The sequence below is a fragment of the Micromonospora sp. NPDC048898 genome (assembly GCF_043198035.1).
In the GTDB taxonomy this organism is placed as follows: Bacteria; Actinomycetota; Actinomycetes; order Mycobacteriales; family Micromonosporaceae; genus Micromonospora.
This window is the reverse complement of sequence record NZ_JBICUF010000011.1, coordinates 50,853-73,461: the sequence shown is the minus strand read 5'-3', so window position 1 is coordinate 73,461 and position 22,609 is coordinate 50,853. Positions and strand designations below refer to the sequence as shown.

Annotated in this window: 22 protein-coding genes and 1 pseudogene; 13 read left to right on the top strand and 10 right to left on the bottom strand. The window is 67.8% G+C overall.

Annotated features, from left to right (window positions below; genetic code table 11):
- The first annotated feature begins 11 nt into the window (after positions 1-11).
- The 3 genes from ACGFIQ_RS25210 to ACGFIQ_RS25200 all read left to right on the top strand — a co-directional run bounded on the left by ACGFIQ_RS25210 (position 12) and on the right by ACGFIQ_RS25200 (position 3,096).
- The gene (locus ACGFIQ_RS25210; protein ID WP_393247524.1) at positions 12-920 is read left to right on the top strand and encodes a S1 family peptidase; all 909 of its coding nucleotides are present in this window, start codon (positions 12-14) and stop codon (positions 918-920) included.
- Positions 921-1,079: 159 nt separating this feature from the next.
- Entirely contained in the window at positions 1,080-1,997 is a 918-nt protein-coding gene (locus ACGFIQ_RS25205; protein WP_393247522.1) for a hypothetical protein, read from the top strand.
- Between the two features lie 31 nt (positions 1,998-2,028).
- The gene (locus ACGFIQ_RS25200) at positions 2,029-3,096 is read left to right on the top strand and encodes a carbohydrate kinase family protein (RefSeq protein WP_393247520.1); all 1,068 of its coding nucleotides are present in this window, start codon (positions 2,029-2,031) and stop codon (positions 3,094-3,096) included.
- Between the two features lie 77 nt (positions 3,097-3,173).
- On the opposite strand, the gene ACGFIQ_RS25195 is transcribed toward ACGFIQ_RS25200, so the two are convergent.
- The 4 genes from ACGFIQ_RS25195 to ACGFIQ_RS25180 form a co-directional block, all read right to left on the bottom strand.
- On the bottom strand, positions 3,174-3,932 hold the full coding sequence (locus ACGFIQ_RS25195) for an HAD-IA family hydrolase (protein ID WP_393247518.1): 759 nt from the start codon (positions 3,930-3,932) through the stop codon (positions 3,174-3,176).
- 647 nt (positions 3,933-4,579) lie between these two features.
- Positions 4,580-5,143: an Imm50 family immunity protein gene (locus tag ACGFIQ_RS25190; protein WP_393247517.1), complete on the bottom strand. Its 564-nt coding sequence runs from the start codon at positions 5,141-5,143 to the stop codon at positions 4,580-4,582.
- A gap of 324 nt (positions 5,144-5,467) precedes the next feature.
- Entirely contained in the window at positions 5,468-6,133 is a 666-nt protein-coding gene (locus ACGFIQ_RS25185) for a 2'-5' RNA ligase family protein (RefSeq protein ID WP_393247515.1), read from the bottom strand.
- Positions 6,130-7,482, bottom strand: coding sequence for a helix-turn-helix domain-containing protein (locus tag ACGFIQ_RS25180; protein ID WP_393247513.1), 1,353 nt, complete (start codon positions 7,480-7,482; stop codon positions 6,130-6,132). Before ACGFIQ_RS25180 ends, ACGFIQ_RS25185 begins: the two co-directional genes overlap by 4 nt.
- A gap of 589 nt (positions 7,483-8,071) precedes the next feature.
- On the opposite strand from ACGFIQ_RS25180, the gene ACGFIQ_RS25175 reads away from it, so the two are divergent.
- The 6 genes from ACGFIQ_RS25175 (at position 8,072) to ACGFIQ_RS25150 (ending at position 12,395) form a co-directional block, all read left to right on the top strand.
- Complete coding sequence (locus ACGFIQ_RS25175; RefSeq protein ID WP_393247511.1) at positions 8,072-8,608, top strand: hypothetical protein; 537 nt, start codon at positions 8,072-8,074, stop codon at positions 8,606-8,608.
- A gap of 76 nt (positions 8,609-8,684) precedes the next feature.
- On the top strand, positions 8,685-9,788 hold the full coding sequence (locus ACGFIQ_RS25170) for a hypothetical protein (RefSeq protein WP_393247509.1): 1,104 nt from the start codon (positions 8,685-8,687) through the stop codon (positions 9,786-9,788).
- 329 nt (positions 9,789-10,117) lie between these two features.
- Positions 10,118-10,600: an NUDIX domain-containing protein gene (locus ACGFIQ_RS25165; protein WP_393247507.1), complete on the top strand. Its 483-nt coding sequence runs from the start codon at positions 10,118-10,120 to the stop codon at positions 10,598-10,600.
- 90 nt (positions 10,601-10,690) lie between these two features.
- Positions 10,691-10,963: a hypothetical protein gene (locus tag ACGFIQ_RS25160; RefSeq protein WP_393247505.1), complete on the top strand. Its 273-nt coding sequence runs from the start codon at positions 10,691-10,693 to the stop codon at positions 10,961-10,963.
- A gap of 85 nt (positions 10,964-11,048) precedes the next feature.
- Positions 11,049-11,498, top strand: coding sequence for a hypothetical protein (locus ACGFIQ_RS25155; protein WP_393247503.1), 450 nt, complete (start codon positions 11,049-11,051; stop codon positions 11,496-11,498).
- A 759-nt stretch (positions 11,499-12,257) separates the two neighbouring features.
- The gene (locus ACGFIQ_RS25150; protein WP_393247501.1) at positions 12,258-12,395 is read left to right on the top strand and encodes a hypothetical protein; all 138 of its coding nucleotides are present in this window, start codon (positions 12,258-12,260) and stop codon (positions 12,393-12,395) included.
- A gap of 8 nt (positions 12,396-12,403) precedes the next feature.
- Here the strand turns inward: ACGFIQ_RS25150 and ACGFIQ_RS25145 are convergent, their stop codons facing one another.
- Positions 12,404-12,673: a DUF6959 family protein gene (locus ACGFIQ_RS25145; protein WP_393247500.1), complete on the bottom strand. Its 270-nt coding sequence runs from the start codon at positions 12,671-12,673 to the stop codon at positions 12,404-12,406.
- Between the two features lie 94 nt (positions 12,674-12,767).
- Here ACGFIQ_RS25145 and ACGFIQ_RS25140 point away from each other — a divergent pair, with 94 nt between their 5' ends.
- The 3 genes from ACGFIQ_RS25140 (at position 12,768) to ACGFIQ_RS25130 (ending at position 16,104) form a co-directional block, all read left to right on the top strand.
- Positions 12,768-13,547, top strand: coding sequence for a transposase family protein (locus ACGFIQ_RS25140; protein ID WP_393247498.1), 780 nt, complete (start codon positions 12,768-12,770; stop codon positions 13,545-13,547).
- A gap of 169 nt (positions 13,548-13,716) precedes the next feature.
- A complete protein-coding gene (locus tag ACGFIQ_RS25135) occupies positions 13,717-14,661 on the top strand; it encodes a hypothetical protein (RefSeq protein ID WP_393247496.1) in 945 nt (314 codons plus the stop codon).
- A 552-nt stretch (positions 14,662-15,213) separates the two neighbouring features.
- A complete protein-coding gene (locus ACGFIQ_RS25130; RefSeq protein WP_393247494.1) occupies positions 15,214-16,104 on the top strand; it encodes an META domain-containing protein in 891 nt (296 codons plus the stop codon).
- Positions 16,105-16,113: 9 nt separating this feature from the next.
- On the opposite strand, the pseudogene ACGFIQ_RS25125 reads toward ACGFIQ_RS25130, so the two are convergent.
- Positions 16,114-16,946, bottom strand: a pseudogene (locus ACGFIQ_RS25125) (IS5 family transposase).
- Positions 16,947-17,005: 59 nt separating this feature from the next.
- Between ACGFIQ_RS25125 and ACGFIQ_RS25120 the strand changes: the two are divergent.
- Complete coding sequence (locus ACGFIQ_RS25120) at positions 17,006-17,194, top strand: hypothetical protein (RefSeq protein ID WP_393247492.1); 189 nt, start codon at positions 17,006-17,008, stop codon at positions 17,192-17,194.
- 588 nt (positions 17,195-17,782) lie between these two features.
- Here the strand turns inward: ACGFIQ_RS25120 and ACGFIQ_RS25115 are convergent.
- From ACGFIQ_RS25115 to ACGFIQ_RS25100, 4 genes are all read right to left on the bottom strand, one after another.
- Positions 17,783-19,102: an AAA family ATPase gene (locus ACGFIQ_RS25115; protein WP_393247490.1), complete on the bottom strand. Its 1,320-nt coding sequence runs from the start codon at positions 19,100-19,102 to the stop codon at positions 17,783-17,785.
- A complete protein-coding gene (locus ACGFIQ_RS25110; protein ID WP_393247488.1) occupies positions 19,102-20,469 on the bottom strand; it encodes a hypothetical protein in 1,368 nt (455 codons plus the stop codon). Before ACGFIQ_RS25110 ends, ACGFIQ_RS25115 begins: the two co-directional genes overlap by 1 nt.
- Positions 20,470-20,540: 71 nt before the next feature.
- Positions 20,541-21,707: a hypothetical protein gene (locus ACGFIQ_RS25105; RefSeq protein WP_393247486.1), complete on the bottom strand. Its 1,167-nt coding sequence runs from the start codon at positions 21,705-21,707 to the stop codon at positions 20,541-20,543.
- Positions 21,704-22,531 carry a hypothetical protein gene (locus ACGFIQ_RS25100; protein ID WP_393247484.1) on the bottom strand — a complete coding sequence of 276 codons (828 nt, stop codon included), beginning with the start codon at positions 22,529-22,531 and terminating at the stop codon, positions 21,704-21,706. The genes ACGFIQ_RS25105 and ACGFIQ_RS25100 overlap by 4 nt, the downstream gene beginning before the upstream one ends.
- Positions 22,532-22,609 lie beyond the last annotated feature (78 nt).

Here is a 22,609-nt window from a genome sequence, read left to right as displayed (position 1 = left end):
GAAAGGTATTGATGAAACTCCTCAAACGGTCGACCCTCGTGGCGGTCGCGCTCGCCGGCGTTCTCGCCGGCACAGCGAACCCCGCCGCCGCGATAGTCGGCGGGCAGGACGCCACGCAGCACGACGGTGTGGTTTCCCTCCAGATCGTGTACCCCGGCCTCGGTACCGCGCTGTGCGGCGCCGAACTGATCCTGCCCCAGTGGGTGCGCACCGCAGGGCACTGCGTCAGTGACCAGAACGCCGCGCCCGTACCGGTCGCGGTGCCTGGTAAGAACGTCGCCGTGCGCGTCGACAGCCTCGACCGCACCACCGGCGGCCAGGTCGTCACCGGCAAGCAGGTCTACCTGCACGACAAGTGGATGTGGGGTGTCAACTACCCCGCTGAGCCGGTATCCGACTACGCCCTCATCGAGCTGGCTCAACCGGTGCGGGCGGACCTATTGCCGACCGCACTGCGGCAGGCACCCATCGGCAGCCCTGTCCGGGCGGTCGGGTGGGGACTCACCGAGTTCCCACCCCCGCCCGGCGCGGTACCGCCCGCGCTGTTGCGGCAGCGGGACATCGTCCGGCTGCCGAACGCGGCCTGCGCGGGCGGATTCGCCGGGCTCGGCGACATCTGCGTCAGCGCCGGTCCCTGCTTCGGCGACTCCGGCAGCCCGCTCCTGCGCCAGGTCTCCGGCCACGGGATCGGCGCACGGCTGGAATGGGTGTCGGTCGGTATCACCAGCCGAGAGAGCAGCTCGGCGAACCCGTGTGGCGAGCCGACGGTCTTTACCGACTCGACCTACCCGCAGCACCGCGAGTGGACCTACGACACGATCCGCACGCGGAAGGTGAAGCCGTGCGCCTGCTCCCCGAGGCTGCTCACGGCCACGCACAACGAGCTGATGAACCGCCTCAAGGTCGACCTCTTCCAGTAACACCCGTGTAGCGGGGTCCCCGGTCCGGCCAGGCGCCTACCAGCGGGTGCGCCGCTGGACAGCCGGACCGGGTTCCCCTCGGCCGCCAGCACCCGGACGCCACGCCATGACACATCCGGGAACCACCCCCACCAGCCCATCGCGAAGGATGCGTCTGCCATGACACGACTGCCAGTAGCGCTGTTCAACTACCAGGACGGCGGCCTCCGGCCGGACACCGGCTACGACTTCCGCCCCCTGCAGCAAGCGTTCGCCGACGTCGACGAAACACCTGCGCTGATTCTGTTCTGCGAGGCCAAGCAGTATCGCGACAACGGCAGCCGAGGACTGTACATGGCGGCGGAGGCGCTGTCCGACGCGCTCGGCGTGCCGTACGTCGGCCTGCTCGGCTGGATGCGCAGAGGTCCGCTGCCCCCGGCTACCTTCTACAACCCTGATCTGTTGACGTTGCGTAGTTGGTGGCACCCCGACGACCCCGGCGTCTACGACGACAAGCGCAACGTGGCCCGTTTCGCCGTACGCGGCAGCGGCCAGCGATCAGACGACCGGGCCGAGTTCCTCGCATTCGTCCACCACTTCGATTTCCGCTCCGGTGCCGCCCGCCGGTACGAAGCCGAACTCCTCGACCGCTACGGAAAGGAAAAGCTACCGGTCCTCGGGGGTGGTGACCTCAACTCGACCGCGAGCGGGGACCACCTCCCGCAGCGGGACTGGATGGTAGCCGACTACCGGACCCGCAGCCACAATGGCACCCTGCGCGACGGGGTCTGGGTTCCCGATACTGCGGCGGTCGATCACCTCATCGGCCACTGGGACGCCGACCAACGTCGTCGAGTGGATGGTTGCGGGTTCCACGCCTTGGCCGAACTCGCCTGGCAGGTAGATTCCTCGACGCCGATCGTGTCCACCGTGAACACGGGAGTTGACGTCGGCGGCGGTCTGCTCATCGACTGGCTCCTCGCCAACGACGCGATGCTTCCCCACGTCGTTGGCGACAGCTACCGGGTCCACGTGCCCATCGACGACATCCCCCATCCGTCCGACCACCGCCTCGTCACCGCCGCCATCGATCTGTAACACCATCGGGCGAGCCACCGAAAGAGTGCTCATGGAGCTTGACGACCGGCGCCCACTCGTTGTGGGCGTTGGCGCGCTGAACACCGACTGCGTCGTTCCGGATCCGCGCGCCACCCTGCTGCCCCGCGTCGCCCGCCTCGTCACACCACCGCTGGTCATGGGGGCGGAACGACGCGTCGACGCGACCACGATGAGACTCGCTCTCAAGATCGCCGATCCGCAGGTCTCGCAGGTCCGGCTCGGCGGATCCGCCTACAACACCATCACCGCCCTCGCCGCCACCCGCCGACCACTGCGCCTCGGGTACGTCGGCGTCGCCGGAAGCACACCCGCCCGAACCACGCACCTCCAGGCGTTCGCCGACCACGGTGTCGAGCACCACCTGGTCGGGCACCGCACCACCACCGGCGGGATGTGCCTCGCCCTCACCGCGGCGGGCGACCGCGCGATGTTGGTGCACGAGGGCGCCAACGCGGACATGGCCGACCACCTCAACCACGACTCGGACACGGTCATCGAGTATCTGGCCGGGGCGAACATCGTCCATGTGACCTCGTTCCTGGACGAACAGACACCGGCTGCGCTGCTACCGCTGCTGCGCGGCGCGAGGCAGCGCAACCCCCGCCTGAGGATCTCCGTCGACCCCGGACACGAGTGGTGCACCTCCGCCGACCCAAATATCGGCAAGATCCTCGACCTCGCCGACTACCTGTACCTCACCTCGGCCGAGCTGGCGGCGCTGCGCCGCACCGAGCACACCGACGAGGGCATCGCCCAGCGGCTCCTGCGGCGTATGCCACCGGGAGCCGCCGTCATCAGCAAGACGGCGGCCGGTGCCCGCACCTACCAGAACCGCAAGGGCACGCTCGTGGCGGAACCGCACACGCACAGGCCGCTGCCCACCGAGCGGGTCGTCAACAGCGTCGGCGCGGGAGACACATTCGCCGCGGGCGTGCTCGCCGCCGTAACCCTCAATCCAGGACGTCTCCGCGACGGGGTCCGACTCGGCATGGCTCTCGCCCGACACGCGATCCAGCACCAGGACCTCACCGGGGCCGCTTTCAAGACCATCGCCGACAGCCACAGCACCGACGCCTAAGCCGATGCTCGGCTCCCGGACGTGGGGAGAAGGTTGAACCGGCCGGGCGGACCTCGCGTGGCGTTGGATCTCTCGGATCAAGCCAGCCCGGCCTGGTGCAACAGATCGAGCAGCCCGAACCCGTCGTCGATGATCACGTCCGGCTCGGCCTCTGACGTGGGCTGCGCCCGGGCAGTGCGCGACGACCGCATCAGGATCGCGGCCCCGGCCCCGGCGCGGCGGGCGCAGGCGATGTCACGGTCGACCATGTCACCGACGAACCAGCACTTCCCGATCGACACACCAATGGCGTCCGCCGCACGCCAGGCCAACTCGGGGTTCGGCTTGCGTATCCCCGCCTCGTCGCTGTACACCTCGGCGGCGAACAGCGGGCCGAGGCCGGCGGAGGCGAGGAAGTCCCGATGGGCGGCGCCGCTGATCGCGTTGCTCACCACCACCATCGGGATCCCCCCGGCCGCCGCCGTACGCAGCGCTTCCGCGATCCCATCGCGTACGGTCCACTCATCGCCCCACGCCCACGCGTAGCTCAACGAGAGCGCCTCGCGCCGTACCGCCTCCCGCGCCGCGTCCGGCCAGCTCGGCGTGATGAAGTCTTCCCATACCCGCTCGTGGGCCACCTCCACGGGACCCTGTTCCCGGCTGGTGTCGTCGCGCCAGCGGGAATACCGGCGGGAGCCGTCGGTGATGTCTCGGACGATCGTGTCGATCGGGACGGTCTGCCCGGTGAGTGCGTGTAGTCGCTGGACTAGGGCGGGCGGGGCGGCGGGCTGTGGGCGTGGCGACTCGACGAGGACACCACCGAAGTCCAACAGCAGCGCGGCGGGTGGAAACAACATGCGTCCATCGTCGCCGTATCGGCCGGATCTTGCGGGCAGGAGGCCAGAGTTCGCGGGCGGGGAAGCCGCCTGAGCGCTGGGTGCCCGGGCAAGCCGGCGACGCCCCATGCGCTGTTTCACCGCTGCCATCAACCGGCCCGCTGTCCCACGCCCTGACATCGCCGGACGGACGTAGCTCAAAAAGGGTTGGCCGCCCGCGTACGAGTTTCTCGGCTACCCGAGCGACATACGCGTCGACATCTCGGCCGTCAACATCCAACGCACTGCCCATCGCGCAGGGGAAACTCTGGAATTCAGTGCCGAGCTGCTGGTCGATGAGACAGTACCTCTTCACGTATCGTACGCAATTTCCCCGGCAAGTCAGCGGGGGCCACGCCGAGAGAAGGTCTATTTCCTCAGAAGGGTGATTGCCAAACCAGGTCAGCCGCTTGCCTGTCCAAGGAGCATCCTCTGCGCTCGACCGGCACAGCGTCGGTCAAGCCCGGGGCGTTCACACTGCAGATCCAGGTAAATGGACAGCGGTTCCCTGCGGGACAGTTCCAGGTTGTCCAATAGGTCACCGAGCCGCTCCATGAGGCGGGGTTGCGTCCTGCTCCTCCATCGACGACCCGACCTTCCATTAATACACGCTAATCCTAGGCTGGAGATTATTTAAGGGACAGATCGCCGGCATATGCTGATATCGATGTCACGGCCGCCGCGTCCGCCTGCACCTGAACGCGAGCCGATCCCCATAGGACTTCCAGCATCACCAAGTCATCCCGCGAGGCTAACTCCATGCTGGCCCAACCGTGGTGGTTCCAGCCCGTCAGGGAGAGGTCCTTGACGCCGATCATCGTCAGGCCGATCTGCACGACACTGAAGCCGCGATCACGCCACTTTATCGGCGCACTCGTAGGGAACTCCGGCAGATCGAATCTCAGGACCACCGACGGACCGTCGCACTTAAGCACAACCTCGTGTAACAGGATCTTCTCCAGCGAAGGCGGATTATCCGCTCCGTAGATGGAGCGGAGGCCGCGCGGATCTTCGACTAAATCCAACCACGTGAACACTGGCGCTACCTTACGAAAGATTAGTGGTTCAAGTTTCCCGGAACGTGTCGGTTTCTCGTATTCTCCGGGCGGCAGACGTTGAAGCGTGGCCGCTAGCTGCACGTCGTCCATGTCCTTGTAGTCGAGGAAGCATTCTCCGAACAGCTCGTCAGCCACGTCCCGGACCTGATCGTCGGTCCGCATTCGCGCATTTGGCCCGGAGCGAGTCGCTGATGCCCGTCGACAATGTACGTGGACCCGTGATGACAGAAGACCGAGTCAGGTTCTACTCCCAGTTGAATTGCGTCATGTCGTTGCGGCACCGCGCGGCACGCTTGAGGAGGAACAATATCTTCTCGACCACCAGGCGAACTGGTTCGTGTAGTGAATATCTCGGGCGGGTACGCCATCTTCACCGAACTCGCGGTTCCGTGTCATATCAAGATGTAGTGGCCTCACCGCCGAGTCGTGGGTTCGTTGAAGTGGAGCATGCTCGATGCCTCACACACCCAGGGGTGCGGTCGCCACCCTTGTCCACCGGTAACTACGGTTTTCTCGGCGCAGCGCGATCAGCGTTGCCTGTTGGATGGTCACCTCAGCGGGTGGCTGGTGGCGGAAGGCGTTGAGGCGGTCGCGGATTGGTGCGGTTGGCGCTTGCGAGCCGCTGTAGGCGATCGTCACGTGTGGCCGGAATCCTTCTGCGGCCTCCGGCGCGGTCTTCCATACCGCGTTGATGGCATCGCGGATGGTGGCGCGGAGGTGTTCGACGCGGTCCCAGGGGCGGACGAGCATGCCGATTCCTTCGGCGTCGGGGTCGACCGGGCCAAGTGACAGCTTCAGCGGCGGCAGGCCGGCGCAGCGTCGCCGGGTTTCGGCGACGACTGCTTCGAGGTCGCTGTTGGTGACCTCGTCGGTGAAGCCGAGACCTTGCATGGTCAGGTGGAGCCCGTCGAGCGGCACCAAGTCCAGTCCGGGCACGGTGAGTTGGCGTTGAATGTCGGTGACGAGGCGGTGCAGTTCAGGTTGGTGTTCGAAGGTGAGGTGCCAGGTGTAGAACTGGCGGTCGGCTCGCCAGCCTGGGCGCCAATACCAGTGGTTGGTGAGTTCGGGCAGTTCCTGGTAGGCGGTCCAGCGTTGCTGCAGGCTGGCCAGTTCCCGGCTGCTCATGACAGCGATGGTAGAGCGGCCTGTCCGCTGGCAGCGACCTGTGCGCGGTCGGCGAGCAGGTCGGCCACGTGCCGTAGCCGCGGGTGGCGGGCGAAGGGCTGGGCTGTGGCGAGGAACTGACGGGCGCGTTGGTGGACCGATTCGAAACGCTGGTCCGCGGTGAGGTCGAGCGCCTCCTCTGCCAGTGCGCCTGCTTCCTCGGGGTCGGGGTTGTCGGCGTGCAGGTGCGCGGTGGCCAGGTCGAGGCGGCAGAGCGCTCGTGGGCCAGCCAGCCCTGCGGTGTCGAACGCATTGATCGCGGTGGTGAGATGGTCGGTGACGCCTGCGGTGCGGCCGAGCGCCAGGTAGGCGGTCGCCGCGTTGGCCGCGGTCCTGGCCGGGCAGTACGGGCCGAGGGCGAGACTGGCGCTGACCGACGAGTTGGGCGGGTAGTCGGACAGCATGGTGAACGCGTGGTCGACGGCGCGGTCGACGCCGTACCGGTCGCCGAGACGTGCGAGGGCCCGCGCCTGGCCGTTGATCGTGAGGCGGATGCGGTGCCGGCTGGTGCCGCCACGGCGTAGGCCGTCCTGGGCGTAGGCCAGCGCGTCCTGGTAGTTACCGGCGTAGAAGGCGATCAGGCTTTGCGTAGCTCGTGCCCAGGCTTGCGCGTCGGACTGCTCGGCAGCCTCGGCGAGGTCGAACGCTTCGGCGGCGTAAGCGTGCGCCGCGCCGAATGCGCCGAGGTCAAGGGCGAGTGCGCCGAGAAGTCCGGACAGGTGAGCGGCGACGGCGTAGAGCCGGGCGCGTTGTGGTGGGTGCTGCCGGCCTGCCATGAGTTGGTCGACGTAGGAGCGCAGCGGTCGCATCCGCGCTATGAGGATCACCGGGGTGAGGCGCTCGTTGTCGTCGATCGCCTGCCGGACCTCGGCTTCCAGGTAGGCGAGACGGACGTTGTCGTCGAGGGACGACTTCAGCGCCAGACGGCGCGCGTTGATGCTGTCCTCACCCTCCCAGGGAGCAGCACTGCCGTTCGCGTCGGGGACTTCGTGGCCAGCATCGGGCGCCACCAGCACTGACGTGCTCCTGGCCGCCTGGATCGCCGCCGAATGTCGTCGTTGACGATCCAGCTCAGCGATGCGGTCGTACTCACCGACGAGCACACCATCGGTTTGCAGCACGCGGTCGCAGTGGACCCAGAAAGCACGGTCCGGGTGCTGGTAGCCAGTCTCCGTGTTCGCCACGGTACTGCGGCCGTACCGCACGAGTCCCGCTAGGTCGTGCTGGGTGAGATTGCCAGCCGCGCGCAACTCAGCGAGCCGGCGGCCGAGCGCCCGGCGGGCAGTCCTGATCTCGTCGCTGTCAGCCATCGCTGCTACCTCCATCGACTGCCGACACTGTGGTCATGACCCGTGTAGACGACAGGCGCCGCCTGTGACAATCTCGCGGGCCGCCGGAGCATCGACGCAGCTGGGCAAGCACCGGTGCGGCCGATGGTCGCCGCGAGATCGGGCGAGACCGTCAGATGCTCATTATGGAGAGCGGCGGTAGTCCCCGGCAGGACCACAATGTCGAAGCTTTGTCGGAGTTTGGTGTCGGCAATCCCGACAATGTCGACGTAGAGCGAAACGGGCGTGTCGACCTGCCGGCGTCTTACCCTTCCCGCATACCGTCCGAGCGCCGTGACGGTCCCGCCGGCCTGGCTCGTGAGCGGCTGGTATCCGGACAAACATGAGATCGGAGCGCAGGGTGACCACTCGGCCGCTGTTTCAGATACCTCGGATCGAGTCGAAAGATTACGAGACGCCCTCGTGGGCCGGCTCATCGCGGACAGCATGATCGCGTCCCCGGCGGGGCCGACGACGACGTGTCGCGCTCGCAGCCCTCAGCGCGGCCACTATGGACGGCTGCGGTAGCTGCGAGCACAGCTTCACCATCTACAGCCCCAGGAGAGCAGACGTGCACCCCGTGCGGTGGGCCCTTAGCCACCAGCAGCTCAGACCGGCCGAAAAAGTCATTTTGTACCTGTTGGCGAGGGCCGTCGATGACACCAGCACCTGCCAGGTACTGCCTTTGACGTTGGCCGCCGACGCCGAAGTCTCGCGACGGCAGGTGTCGACCGTGATCCCCAACCTGTCGCGTCGTGGCCTGGTGAAACTAGACGCCAGCAGCTATCCCAACATCGTCACCCTGCTGATGAGCGACCCGATCGACCTGACTGATGTCGACTATCCCCCACTGCTCGTGTGGTGGGCGCTCACCCGCCGGGGACTGTCACCTGACGACAAGATCATCCTCATGGCGATCGCCGCGGGCGTCGACAAGAATTTCAGCCGTCGCGTCCCGCTGCACGAGCTGGCCGCCGAAACCAACCTGTCGGCGTCGCATGTGTTCAGGAGGGTCCATCAGATGGCCGCCCGTGGCCTGCTGTGGATCAAACCAGGCGGCGGGCCGGGCAACAGCAACGCCTACATACTGCGGGGCTACCCAGAATGACCGGTCAGAGCTTCCCCACCGACGAGCGTCCCGGCGCGCCCCGCGTTCGCGTCCAGCGCTGCCGGCGAATCACGCGATGGATCTACCCTGGGACAGCAACGGACTGCTCAGCCTCGGAGGATCCGTGCCGACCCGTCGCACCGTCATCGCTGTCACCGGCGCCGCGCTCACCGCCCACGCGTGGACCGCGCTTCACCAGCCAAACCCGGACCTGATCGCGGCTGCCGGAGACGGCGGACCGGTCACCCCACCGCTGCTGGACATGATCGACACCGTCGTCGCTCACGCACAACAGCTCGATGACCAGCAGGGCGGCGCGGCCCGCGGCTTCGTCAGTGACCAGTTCGCCGCCGTGGCCCGGCTCCTGCGCCGAGCTTCATACAACGCAGAGGCCGGCCGCCGCCTTGCCGCCGCACTAGCGCAGCTCGCCCAGACCGCCGGGTTCATGGCATTCGATGCCAACGAGGACGGCCTCGCCCAACGCTGGTACCTCACCGCCCTACGCGCCGCACACGCCGCCCGCGATCCCGGCCTAGCCGCCAGCATCCTGGCCCTCATGTCCAACCAAGCCGCCGACCGAGGCCACGCCCTCGACGCCCTGCAACTCGCCTCAGCAGCCCAAGAATCGGCGGCAAAGACCCCGCCCGCCGTCCGCTCACTGGTAGCCGCCCGCAGCAGCCTCGCCCACGCCGTCGCCGGCGACCTCACCAGCTTCTTCCACACACGCGAGAACACCCTCGCACTCCTCGACACCGCCCCCGACGCCCCACTGCCCCCATGGGCGTCATACATCGATCGGATCGAACTGGACGCGATCACCGGCCGAGGCCTCGTCGTACTGGCCGAGCAGGTCCCGGTTCAACGGCCAGCGCTCCTCCGCCAAGCTGAACGGCTGCTTCGCGCCCGTGCGCACACCAGTCTCACCGACTCGCCACAGCGCTCCGCACTACGCCACGGCGCCTGGCTCAGCCTCGCCCACAACGCCGCCGGCGACCTCGACCTCGCGGTCAGCACAGCCCGCCTCGCCCTCGGCCGCCTACCCGCCGTCAGCTCCGTACGCAGCGTCGCACTGCTACACCGACTCCACGACGAACTCGCCCCCGCCGCACCACGCTCACCAGCGGTCCGCGACATCCTCCGCGCACTTCGTGAGTTGCCGCGGACATCACCCGTACGGTGATCACATCGAGGCCGTGCTGCGTGAGGCCCGGCAGCCTTGCGCAGGTGCGCAAGGCGACGGCCGAGCGCGCGGCGCGCCGCACTGACCTCGTCGCTGTCGACAATCGGCCACCATCGCCGGTTCGAGCGCTCACGCTGAGCGGTCACCGTAGCGGCTCCCTGTGACATGTTCCGGGCCGACAGCCGGCGCGTCATGCGGCGAGGTAGCACCGTCAGATGTCGCCGAACCGGTCAAGGTGGCGGGTGTTGGAGTTGGTGTCGCAATGTGCCGACATTGTCGGGGCGTGGCGCTGCGGGCGTGTCGGCTGCCGGGCGTTCTACGGTGCCCGCATGCCCTCCGACCCCCAGGAATTCACCGCTGGTCTCCCGCGCAAGCGGATGGCGGCCGGACTGTTGATCACCGATTCGCAGGATCGGGTTTTGCTGGTCGAGCCGGCGTACAAAACGGATTGGGAGATTCCCGGAGGCAGTGTTGAGGCCGGCGAGTCGCCGTGGCAGGCGGCGGCGCGGGAGTGCCGCGAAGAGCTCGGGGTGAGCCTTACGCCGGGTCGGCTGCTCGTCGTGGACTGGGTGCCGGCCCGTGCTGGCCGCACCGACGGGGTGATGCTCGTCTTCGACGGCGGTGTCCTGGACCCGGTTCAGGCGCAGCGGATCGTCGTGCCGCCCGCCGAGTTGAAGGGTTGGGCGTGGTCTGCCCCGCCGCAGACGAGACAGCGGCTACAGCCGTTGCTGGCCCACCGCGTCAGCGAATGCCTCCAGGCGCGCGTCGACGGGTCGACCCGCTACCTCGAAGACGGCGTACCCGTCTCCTGATCTCAACCTCCGCACCCCAGCAACCGGCCGATGTTCGTCGCGGTTGGCCGGCTGCTCACCTGATGTTCGTTCGAGGGAGGAGATGTCCTCGTGGCACCTGGAAGCGGGATGACCGAGACGTTGACGGCGCAGGACGCTCGCCGACGGCTGGTCGACCAGCTACGAAGTCAGGGTTGGATCACCCGACCGGAGGTGGCGGCGGCGTTCACCGCAGTGCCGCGGCACCTGTTCGCTCCGACCGGCACCAGCATCGAGAGCGCGTACGCGAATGATGTTGTCGTCACCCGACGCGGCTCGGACGGAAAGGCGACCAGTTCGATCTCCGCGCCGTGGTTGCAGGCGTACATGGTCTGGTGGCGTTGATCTAGCGATTGAGGACGAGGGTGGCGCCTGGCATGGCGACCCTGGCAGGACATCCCAGGGGATGGGCCCGGCAACGTACGCGAGGTTGACGTTCCGTCCGGGAGCCACCGACCCCGGGGGCGACAGCCCATTCGCCGGGCGGAGGCTGCACGTCGCGCTGGCCAGCATCGAAGATCGGGTGGCCGGTGAGGTCGCCTACCAACTCGATGACGGCTCGGTGCACTACGACACCGTCGAGGTGGACGAACTCCTGTTCGGTCTTGACCTACACCGGCTGCCCATCAACTCTTGGCCGCCGCCCACACACGACCCGGTGCCGCCCCCGCCCGCCAGGCCCGTGGCCACGAGGCCGACGCCTCCGGCCGCGCTATCGTGGGAGGTCAGCGACTACACGCTGACGCCCACCACGGGTATCGATGGCCCAAACGTCGAGATGATCGGCACCGACAGCGACGGCAACCTCATCGCCGAGTTCTCCGGGTACCTGCCGGGCGGTGATCTGTCGCTGGTGGCGCGGTGTTTCTCGCGGCCGTGACGAACCCCGGACCGTCGACTCGGTTGCCCTCGCCGCGTCGTGCCAGGTCATGGTCGGAGCAAGAGACCGCGTACGTGGCCAGCCGCCACCACGAAGGGGCTGACGCCGAGACGATCGCGCGGAAATTGGAACGGACGGGTAACCGCATCCGGTACAAGCTGCATGCCCTGGGCTTGGCCACGTTCCCTGGCCCAAATGCCAGCCGGCCGCCGGCGCCGCCGCGAGCGCCGGCCTACAGGATGGAAGACCTCCGCGCGGTCCACCCCAACTCACACATGCCCTGGGCTTCCGAGGAGGATAAGCGGCTCGCCCGACGCGCCGCGGAGGGCGCGGACACTTCCGAGCTGATGGAAGAGCACGGCCGCAACCACGGGGCGATCACCACCCGCCTGGCACGGCTGGCGGCCACCGGGCAACCCAGTTCCCCGGCTAACTGAGACGGCGTCCACCACTCGCCGGCCGCACCGGGAGCGCCGGCGGCAGGCATCTGGTCGGGGTAAACGCTGGCAACGGTCGGTTCGGGGAGCGGCCGTCCGGTGGTTGACTCAAGGAGGACGGCCGTCTGTCAAGGTTGACGCGACGTCGGGCTAGGTCCCGGATCAGCGCTACGGTCGCCTGAACATCGGCAACTCCACAACGCCTTCGAAAGACGCAGTTCCAGCGCGTCAAGGTCGTGGTTCACTGACGGGAGGCGGCGTCCGGGAATAATAGCCCTCGCGACCGCCGGCCGGCGGCGGGCACGTTCTAGGGCCAGGTCCGGTGACCTTCTACGCACTGCTCGACGACGGGACCAAATCGACGCTAAGGGACGTCTCGTATCTCGACGATGGTGAGATGTCTGTCGCTGGTGCGGTGGTCCGACCGACGGTGGTCTTCGAGGTGAGCTTCCGCCGGTGACCGCCGTATCAGTACGGCCGCTGGACCCCTCGCTCCGAGAGCGTCGCTTCGTAGAAGCCGAGGAAGCGCTCTAACTCTCCGACTGCGTCGTCCAGCTCGTCGAGAGCTGCGCGGTCACCGGGGTCGCGGCGCAGTAGGCGCGCCGCGTCCGCCAGCTGCACCAGCAGGGCAGCGAACGTATCGCCCTGCAGATGGATGCCGGGAAAGGCCCTACCCGAAAGCTGCACGACGGCAAAGTTGGTACCACGGGACAGTACCTGCGCTTGGTCCTGGCTCATCTGAGCAGGATTCCAGCACCACTCGAAGATCGTCCAAGGGAGGTCTCCTCACCCCGGTGACTGTCTGGTTAAGACGGTCGGTCAGGCTGCCTGGGTGCAGGTGATCACCGCGGCCCGCCCGGCTTGGATTTTCCCGTTCACCGGGTTGCAGCCCGCCCAGTTCCGCCAGCTGGTCCGCTTGGTCGCCGAGCGTGGCGGTGACGCGATCAGTGACGGGCGGCCGGGCCGGCAATGGGCTCTCGACCTGCCCGATCGGGTGCTGTTGGTGGCCGTGTACTGGCGCACGAACCTGACCATGCGCCAGATCGGCCCGCTGTTCGGGGTGTCGCACTCCGCTGCGCACCGGGTCATCGACACCCTCGGCCCATTGCTGGCCCTGGCACCGGTGCGCCGACGGCCGGTCGACCAAATCGCCATCGTCGACGGCACCCTGATCCCCACCCGCGATCACCGCTTGGCCACCAAGAGCAAGAACTACCGGTACTCGACGAACCTGCAGGTCGCCATCGACGCCAGCACCCGCCTGGTCATCGCCCTCGGCGACCCGCAGCCCGGCAACCGCAACGACACGATCGTCTACCGCACCAGCGGCATCGAAGAGAAACTCGCCGGGCGACCCGTCATGGCCGACGGCGGCTACCGCGGCAACGCCGAGGTGATCATCCCGTACCGCAAGCCCGTCGACGGCGGCGTCCTGCCAGCCTGGAAAGAAGAGCTGAACAGCCACCACCGCACCGTCCGCGCCGGAGTCGAACACGCTTTGGCCAGGATGAAGTGCTTCAAGATCCTGCGCGACTACCGCCGCGCCGCCCACACATTGGCCGACGCCGCCTCCGGCATCGCCAACCTTCACAACATCATCCTGACCGGCTGACCGCCGGGCCGGTGCTGAGAAACGCCTTCACCCAGATACGAGACGTCCCTTAGTCGCGACCTGGCCCGCCGGACGCGGCCACCAAGCCGAAACGGTCTGCCCGATCACGGCCGGCCTCGGTGAGCTCGCCGCCCAACTGTGCGAGGCACTGACCCGGCTGTCGCAGGCGATGTGGCACATCTACACCGACCCAGAGTCGCCCGGCGACCCCAACCAGCAGTTGCGACAGCAGGAACGCGGCGACGGCATGTCCCATGTCGCGGAGGCGCTGACCAACCCTAACCTGCCCGACGACGAGGGTGCGCTGCTCATCTCTCACGACCCGGTCATGGAGTGGGCCCACACCAGCGGACGTGTCCTGCACACCATGGCCGACCCCGCCGTCACTGCGGCCGTCACCGCCGACGTGACCCACGAGATCACCGCCGTGCAGCGTGCAGGACTCGGAGACATCACCGGCCGAGCCATTCAAGCCGTCGCCCTCGACCACATCGACCCCTCCCCCGTCCAGGTCGCTGCCGCCGACCGTCTCCTTCACGAGCAACCCCTCGGCACGCCCGAACTGTGGACGACCATTGACCCGTCGGCCTCCTGCGTCGCCGCCGCGCACTGGCTCACCGCAGCCGCCGAGGTCGCCGCCGACGAAGCCGACCTCGACGCCACCAGCGTGTTCAGCTACGCCGACGACATTGAAGCCGTCTCCGTCGAGGTGCCCACCATGATCGTGCGCGCCATCCTTGAGCAGGACACACCCCGCGACATCGTGACCAAGTTACTCGCCGACGCGAACATCGTCGCCGCCGGCCGGCACCCCGACCCGGCAGGCCTGCCTGCGCTCGTCGATGCCGCCCGTGAACAGGTCCAACGGCTTAAGCCACGCGACCGCGACATCGCCCTCGCCGGCCTACTCGAGCCGCTTACTCCGCTGGACCCTCGCCGCCCCAGCCGCGATTTACTCGAACACATCCTCGACGGCATCCGCTCCTGCCTCGTGGTCTACTGCAACCTCGACGAACACGACCCGAACGACGAGCCGTCCGACTTAGCGCTAGAGCAATTCCGAGACGCGGTACGCCAGCGGGCCGCGCTCACCCACCATCGCGTGCACGCCTGAGCCTCGCCGCCGGGGTGACCATAATCGGCCTGCCAAGAAGCGGACTCAGCGCGTCCGGCCAGGTCTACGCGTGCGGAAACGCCGGCTACTTTGGCGGCAGCCCGGCCGGTGCGGGCGGCGAGTTCACAGACATCGAGTTGGAGGTGGCCGACGCCCGTCCATCCGCCCACGCCGCTGCTCACCAACGCCATCGGCGGCTCGGTCGCCGACATCACCGGTGCAGAGGAAGCCCGCGCCCTGATAGAGCACGCCGACTGGTACGAAGGCAGCCCCGCAGTCGCCCGGACGCCGGCCATAGGTCTGCTCACCTGAACTGAGCCCGACGGTTGGGACGACGCAGCCCGACCGGGCGGGAACCGACACTCACCCGCGCGGCGACCACGTGCACGTGGCGCTCGCTGGGCTGCACCGGAGCAAGCAGTTGCCCAGCGGGTTTCGACGAATTCCGGGCGCACCCGATGTCCCTTCCGACCGTTAATCAGGAGCAGGCGGTTCGGTAACTCGCTACGCGAGCCCCAGAGCCTGGCGGGAGCCCGACCGGAGGAGCCGAGGGTGGTACGACGGGAATCCCTCGCGACGCTGGTCGTGATGGGTGTGCTGCTCGCCGGATGCAACCGGCAGAGCCACCCGGAGCCCGCGAACCCGCGGCCGATCTCGGAAACTACCGGGCCCATGGTGCCGTTGGCACCGGAGTCACTGATCGGATCCTGGACGGTCGTCGACGTTGCCGAACCCGGCGCGGGCACGATTCTGCGCCTCGCGGACGGCGATCTGGACCTGATCGGCAGCCGCTGCGGCACTGTGGGCGGATCCTGGCGGGCCAGTAGCGACGGCACCTTCCTCGCGGACATCTTCACGGCTTCCACTGCCGCGGTCGAAGGCATCCCCGGCTGCGAGAAGGCAAGTCAGGAAACCCCCGAATGGCTGCGCCGCGTCACCGGCTACCAGTTCGACGGCGCAGGGCGACCCGTACTCCTGGACGCACGAGCGCAACCGGTCGCCCGGCTGATTCCCGGGGCGACACCGACCCCCGAGCCCGACAAGGCCGACGACCTGTTGGAACCGCCGATGGTCACCGACGAGGCCCGCCGGGCCCTGGCACCAGCGGTCGCTCTCCCGGCGACACTGGTGCCGGTAAACCGATCCCAGCTGACAGGTCGCTGGGTACCCCGCACCGGGCACAGAGCGGCGTACGTGAAGTTCACGGCCGACGGTGAATGGCGCGGATCCGACGGCTGCAACGACGAGAGCGGTCGGTGGATCACCGCTGCCAGCGGCACACTTCTCACCACCGCACGAGGAGTCACGCTCATGTTTTGCGCCGACAGCGTGTCGGTCGGAGGATGGCTCGTGACGGCCAGACGAGCAGGTCTCGACGGTCAGATCCTGGTGCTCCTCGACGCCCAAGGCACTGAGACAGGTCGGCTACTCCCCGCGAACTAAGACCGTGTGTCAGTTGGGCTTGTTGCTGGTCAACAGGTTGAGTCGGTCGGCGCGGCGGTAGCAGATGAGAGCGCAGGCCAGGCGTAGGAATCCGAGGTAGTGGGAAGCCTTCCGGTCGTAGCGGCGGACCAGCCGCCGGGACCGGATGGTCCATTCCAGGCAGCGTTCGATCACGTTGCGGTGCCGGCCGAGGCGCTTCGATGACTCGATGCCCTTGCGGGCGATCCGCGCGGTGATGTTGCGCTCGCGGAGCAGCTCGCGGCATTCGCGGTAGTCGTAGCCCTTGTCGCCGTGCAGCTTGGCCAGTCGTTTCCGGGGCCGGCCGGCCGGCTGGCGGATCGGCTGAATGCCCTCGACCATGCCCTCGAGCAGCTTGTGGTCGTTGAGGTTGCCGGCCGAGATATCCACGTACAGCGGCAACCCGCCCCGCTCACCGACGACGTGGATTTTGGAGCCGGGCTTGCCCCGGTCGACCGGGCTGGGCCGGTCAGGTCCCCCTTTTGAGCGCACGAACGTGCATGCTGTCGATACTCGCCCGTGACCAGTCGATCTGGCCGGCGACGCCGAGCACGTCAAGCGTCGCCTGGTGCAGCGCGGTCATCACTCCCGCGGCAACCCATTCGGCGAACCGACGGTGAGCGGTACGCCAGTGCACCGGGAACGACCCCGGCAACTTACGCCACGAGCAACCCGACTCCAACACGTACACAATCGCCGCGAGCATCGCCCGGTCATCGGTCCGGCGGCCGCCCGCCGCCTTGATGTCTTTCCGGGTGCGGTGGCAACAACGGCTGCGCGAGGTGCCACAACGCGTCCGGGCAGTACTTCTCCGCGTCACTCACACCAGCTCAACGAATGACCTTGCACCTCAACAACCCCAAACGACACACGGTCTAAGACGGTGTACTGGTACTTCACCCAGTGGGAAGACGCCGGCATGACCGAGAAGCTCCTGGCGGCGCTTCGTATCAAGGCGCGGGTGCACCAGGGCCGCGAGCCGCAGCCGTCGGCGGGAATCATCGACTCCCAGTCAGTGAAGGGCGCTGACACCGTCGGCCGAGAAAGCCGGGGCTACGACGCCGGGAAGTAAGAAAACGGCCGCAAGCGGTTCATCGTCACCGACACCATAGGCCTGTTGGCACCGTGAGCGTCCTCGCCGCAAACTGGCAGGACCGCGACGGCGCCATGACCGCTCTGCTGGGCACCTACATGGCCGCCCCGATCCGAAACGTCCTCGCGGACCCGGGCTTCACCGGACCACTCGGCGACCGAACCCCGACATCCTGGTCACCACCCTCGAGATCGTCCGCAAACCCACCGACCAGCGCGGCTTCGCCGTGCGTTCCCGCCGCTGGGTCGTCGAGCGCACTATGGCCTGGCTCATCGTCTGCCGCCGACTGGCCCCGCGACTACGCTGGGCCACCATCGCCGCCATGGCACCCCGCATCGCCCGCGGTCGGCCCGCCCGACGTCAAGCCCGCCGCAGCTTCATCTGGACCTGATCAGCCCATCTCATAAGAAGCCCGGCTGCGTGGAGGACGCACCGCAGGCATAGAGGCACACCAGTGAGCCCTGGACGGGTGTACCTCGAGTCGGTGCGGGGTCGATCCGACGACGAGCCGGGCTGGCGGGTTCTTGTGCTGGAGCAGTTCCGGTATCGCTGGTTGAAAATGTGGGGTCATGCATCGACGGAAACAGCGAATTGGTTGAGGCCGTCGAGGAATCGATGGTTCGCCTCCCACCCGTCAACCTCTGGTGTTGCGGCGCCGATCCATACGGGTTCGGTGTGGGGGTAGGCGTCAAGTTGCTGGCGGACGCCCGCTCGGGTGACGACGATGCAGGCTTGCCGGTGGCGTGAGGCGAGGACGCAGAGCCGTCCCGCTTCGAGGTGAAAGGCGGACGCATCGCGGCGCCCAGACAGCGGGTGCCAGGCGATTACCACTTCAAATTGCCGGCCCTGAAGCTTGTTGGCGGTGTCGACCACGATTGAGCCCGGCGCCAGGTCGAGGGACTCGCAGACCGTGTCGGCCGCCGCGCGTACGAGGGCTTGTTGGTCGCGGTGGGTCACACCGATGGCGATGTTGCGGGGGTAGAGGTTCCGTAGCTCTTTGCCGTCCTGGAAGCGGGCTTTGCTGGAGAGCAGCCGCTGGGCGATGTTCGCGATCGTGGCGACAGCCTGCGGGTCGGTGCGGGGAAGTTGGGCGTCGGGCAGCTGGGCCAGGCACCAGCCGTATCTTTCCGCGACCCGCAGAACTTCGTCGATGGAGTCACGGATGGTGCCGAGGGGAAGACGAAGGCCTCGCTCGCCGTGGTCGGAGCCGGCGGTAAAGGCGCGGCTGTAGAAAGCGTCGGAGACGATGCCGGCCCCGCTGGGCGGGAGCCGCCACGACACGGGCAACGGCACCACGGGTGTGTCGGGGTAGGTGCCGAGTACGGTGCCGGCGGCGGTTTCCAGTGGCCAACTGCCCGTGGACCTGATAGCGCGTTCGTCGGCGGTGGTGAAGGGGCTGAGCTGTCCGGGGTCGCCGACCAGGAGCAGCGCGTCGAACCTGTCGGCGAACTTGGCGAGGTCGACCGACGACACCTGGTAAGCCTCGTCGACGATGCCGAGCTCCCACCGGTGGTCGGCGCGGACGAAGCCCCATTTCGCGGCGGGCGCGACGACGATGTCGCACTCGTTGAGCTCGTCGATGTCTGTTGACGCTGTGACGCCGGCAGGTGGTGTGTATTTCTCGGCGTGCAACCGGCCGGCGCGAATTGGTGAGTCGCGTAAATCTCCAAGCAGGTCGCGTGCGAGGTCGTCTGCTTGTTCGTTCGTCTGGGTGATGATCGGGATCTGACCGTGGCTGGCCGCCATCCGGCGGGCGGTCGCGCGGACGAGCGTGGATTTCCCTGCTCCGGGCGGCGAGTTGACGATGACGGCCTGGGCTCCGGTGTCGAGCAGGTGCCAGACCTCGTCGACGGCTGCGGTGTGGGCGGTGCGAGGGTCGGCGGTCATCAGTCTGCCTCGGGTTCGCGGTGCGTCCAGGGGAGAACGTCGGGGATGGCGTCGGGGCGGAACGTCGGCGGTTCGAACGGGGCGAAGACCTGACGGGTGTCGGGTAGCGGAAGCCGGCGGTGGTGCTCGCGCTTGATCGCGTTGCTGACGACGGTCAGTTCGATGATGCCGTCGGCCTCGAGCCCGGTGACTTCTAGCTCCACGGTGGGCCGCACAGGGGTTCCGGCGCGGGACGTCTCGACGGCGCACTGGAACCAGAGGTGGGTTCCCAGCGGGCGGGCGAAGGAGAGATCTGGCCTGATGTGCACGATCGGCCGGGGCTGGCGGCGGCCTTGACGGCCGGTGCCTTCCGGCAGAACTTTGACGACCGTTCCGCAGAGCGCATCGCCGGAGGCGACGTGGCGGGCCATGATCTGCGGGTCATCGAGAGCCATCTGCCGGTCGAGGTTGCCGGTCAGCCGTTCCAACCGGTTGAGGTACCGAAAGACTTGGAGCTGGCGCGGCCGGCGCCGGAAGTAGGCGCGGTTGCCGCGCACGCGTTCGGCGTGACGATGCCACTGCATCTCATCGCCACGAGCGCGTTCGAGGACGTGTTCGGCCTCGGGAAGCTCGTCGACCGCATCCAGTGATTCCCACACCGCGTTCCAGGCCGGCTCCAAGGCTTCCCACACGGTGTTGGACGCTTCCCGAACGGCGTCGCCGGGCCGTCCGGCGACGCCACGCAGCTGATTGAAGACCTTGGTCGAGCGGGTGTACGTCTTCCGCTCCCACTCGGGATCCGGGACGGGCCCGGCGGGAAGCGCGTTCTCCGCCTCCAGGATCGTGTCGGGCCGTCGGATCCAGGCCATTTGCGAGGCCAGGTTGCTGTCCATCGACGGAAGCTGGCCGGTCTTCCAATGCTGGGCGAGCACTTCGGTCATGGCCAGGACGAGCGACGCCCCGGGCACCCGCTGCTGGTCCAAGAACGACAGGTGCGCCCCGGCCACCGGCAGCGCGGGGTTGATCCGGGGGTCGCGTTCGGGTTGTAGATAGCGCAGGAGCAGACCGAGTTCCTGGCAGAGCCACTGTGCGGTGTCGGCGTTGGGCACCACAAGCTGCGGGATCACCGGATACGCTCGGGCCGGGCTGCGGCCCTGGCGGCGGCTGGGCGCCGACGGCATGGCGTAACGGCCGAGATAGCCGTTGAGGTCGAGCGCGAACTCGGTGAGGGTGCGCCACCGCTCGTCGTAGTCGCGTGGTTCCCCTGCCGCGATGACCCGCGGCTGTTTGCGCCGGTCGCCGCAGAGGATGCCGAGCGGGGATCCCGGGTCTCCGGGCACGTGGTAGCCGACGACGACGAAGGGCCGCCGGGCCAGATGCAGATGCACGTGGCGTTGGCTGGCGCGAGGCACGGCACGCCGATTCGCGACGGCGGTCAGGCCGAGTAGGACGTCTAGGCTCATCCACGCGCTCCGGCGAGCTCGAGCGCGATCGAGGCCCGGCGCAGTTCGTCGGCGACGGCGATCTCGGCGGCGCCGTCGGGTTTCCGGCTGCCCGCCGCGAGTTCGAGGGCAGCCGTGACCGTGCCGACGTCGCCGCACAGGTTGGCGGCCTGGTTGCCCAGTTGGGCGACGTTGTCCTGCAGTCGCGCCTCGGTGCGGCAAAAGGTCAGCATCGGGCAGCGGGTGCAGCCGTCGCCGAACCGCATCCCCAGCGCGCCGACCGCCTCGCGTGCCTGTTCGCGGGCCGCGTCCTTGACTACTTCGGCCGCGTCCTTGTCGGGCAGGTCTGGAAGTTCGATCGAGACCGGAACCGACGGGGCCAGCCTGGTCGCGTCCGGGAACGCCCGCAGGGTCCGCTCCAGACGCTGGACTTGCGGCCGCAGGTTGATCACGTGCCCGGTAGCCCGCAGGAACAGGTTCTCGGTCATGACCAGCAGCCCGCTTGTGTTCACACGATCCTTGGCCCCGCCCAGATCGCCGACCAGCGTGCGCAGCCCCAGCAGATATACCGCCATCTGCCGGGCTGCCTCGGACACCTTCGCAGGGTCGGCGACCCCGTTGACGCACGAAAACGACTTGATCTCGAGCGGGGCGAGGTTCCCGGAAGCGGCGAACGCGACGACGTCCGGTTCGAGATGCGTGGGCATGTCGCCGACCGACAGCGGCAGATAGGGGTGGCGTAGGAGATTGATCGCCGCCTGATCGCCGTCGAGCATCTGCTCGACGGCGTTTCGGGTCAGCTTCACCCGCAGCCTCGTGAGATCGATCTCGGGATCGGGATACTGGGTCTTGAGCTCGGGCGAGGACAGGTCCAGTTGGCGTATGTCCTGCACCTGTAAGCCGAGTTTCTGCCGGACCAACGGCAGCAGGTCGGTCATGCCGTTGGCCACGACGCGCTGCTCGAAGCGCCGGCCACGATCGAGCGCCAGTGGGCTACTTCCGGCCCACCGGCCGCCCAGCAGCGGGACCAGGTCCTCCATCGGGATCGACGCGGCATCAAGGACTTGCCGCCGGGTGCAGCCGGGCGCTTCGAGCAGGCCGGCGATACGGCGGGCATCAAGCGGCTTCGCGGGAAAACCGCCACGGAACCGTACGAGACGTTCGCGGGCGTCTTCGACGATCATGCACTTGCCTCCGAGGAGGAATTCAGGGATGCGTTACGTAACGCGGATCCGAACAGGAGCATCTCCGGGTCGAGCTGCCGACGCGCGCGTTCGGCTGCCGCATGACGTTCGGCGGTGTCGTCAGGAGCGATGAGCGCCAGTTCGCGTTCGGCGGCATCGCGGATCTGCTGGTTACCAACCCCGTCGCGGTTGTCGATAGCGCCGGCCACCGAACGGGCGAAGCGCCACACCATGCGCCTGATGTTCGGCGCCCACAATGCTTCCGGATCGCGGTCGAGTTCGTCAATCAGTCGAACGAGGATATGCAGCGTGTCGACACGATGGCTCGCCGGAGCGATAATTCGCACTTCCAGCGCCCAGCTGGACATGGCGAGCATCCCGCGTACCGGCGCGAAGCGGTCCGCGGTCAACGCCGGGACGATGTAGGCCGGCCGTGCAAGGCTGCGGCCCTGGCTGCTGGGTCGGTTCGCGGCATGCCACGACCGCTGCTCGTCGCGGCGCACCGACGCCAGTCGGCTGGGCTGGATCGGTTCGCCGAATCGTGCGGTCGCTGCATCCTTGATCAGCGCGACCGCCGCCGGGCGGCTCAGCAAGCCCAGGACGGCCGCCAACTGCTCGCGGACCGGCGGGACGGCGTCGAATCCCGAAGGGGAGGCGTTGCTGGCCCGCTGCAAGAGCCGATTACGGCGCCGCTCCGCGACCGTGAGCTCGGCGAGGATCCGGTCGACGTCCTCCGGCCTGCCGTCGTCCAGAGCGGCCGTCAGTTCCTGCTGAAGCCGGGACACGTCCGAAAGCGCCGCGCGGACGTCAGGAAATTCTGGCATAACCCGACACTACCATGCCACTTGACTTGCTTCCATGTTCTGCCAAACTAGAGCGGTCTGCACGGTGCGTGATCATCT

Bases quoted from the DNA above. Each gene is read 5' to 3' on its own strand.
- ACGFIQ_RS25135 (WP_393247496.1), top strand. From the start codon at position 13,717: ATGTGGCACATCTACACCGACCCAGAGTCGCCCGGCGACCCCAACCAG.
- ACGFIQ_RS25210 (WP_393247524.1), top strand. From the start codon at position 12: ATGAAACTCCTCAAACGGTCGACCCTCGTGGCGGTCGCGCTCGCCGGC.
- ACGFIQ_RS25105 (WP_393247486.1), bottom strand. From the start codon at position 21,707: ATGATCGTCGAAGACGCCCGCGAACGTCTCGTACGGTTCCGTGGCGGT.
- ACGFIQ_RS25185 (WP_393247515.1), bottom strand. From the start codon at position 6,133: ATGAGCAGCCGGGAACTGGCCAGCCTGCAGCAACGCTGGACCGCCTAC.
- ACGFIQ_RS25145 (WP_393247500.1), bottom strand. From the start codon at position 12,673: ATGAGCCAGGACCAAGCGCAGGTACTGTCCCGTGGTACCAACTTTGCC.
- ACGFIQ_RS25205 (WP_393247522.1), top strand. From the start codon at position 1,080: ATGACACGACTGCCAGTAGCGCTGTTCAACTACCAGGACGGCGGCCTC.
- ACGFIQ_RS25115 (WP_393247490.1), bottom strand. From the start codon at position 19,102: ATGACCGCCGACCCTCGCACCGCCCACACCGCAGCCGTCGACGAGGTC.
- ACGFIQ_RS25195 (WP_393247518.1), bottom strand. From the start codon at position 3,932: ATGTTGTTTCCACCCGCCGCGCTGCTGTTGGACTTCGGTGGTGTCCTC.
- ACGFIQ_RS25165 (WP_393247507.1), top strand. From the start codon at position 10,118: ATGCCCTCCGACCCCCAGGAATTCACCGCTGGTCTCCCGCGCAAGCGG.
- ACGFIQ_RS25180 (WP_393247513.1), bottom strand. From the start codon at position 7,482: ATGGCTGACAGCGACGAGATCAGGACTGCCCGCCGGGCGCTCGGCCGC.
- ACGFIQ_RS25100 (WP_393247484.1), bottom strand. From the start codon at position 22,531: ATGCCAGAATTTCCTGACGTCCGCGCGGCGCTTTCGGACGTGTCCCGG.
- ACGFIQ_RS25170 (WP_393247509.1), top strand. From the start codon at position 8,685: ATGGATCTACCCTGGGACAGCAACGGACTGCTCAGCCTCGGAGGATCC.
- ACGFIQ_RS25200 (WP_393247520.1), top strand. From the start codon at position 2,029: ATGGAGCTTGACGACCGGCGCCCACTCGTTGTGGGCGTTGGCGCGCTG.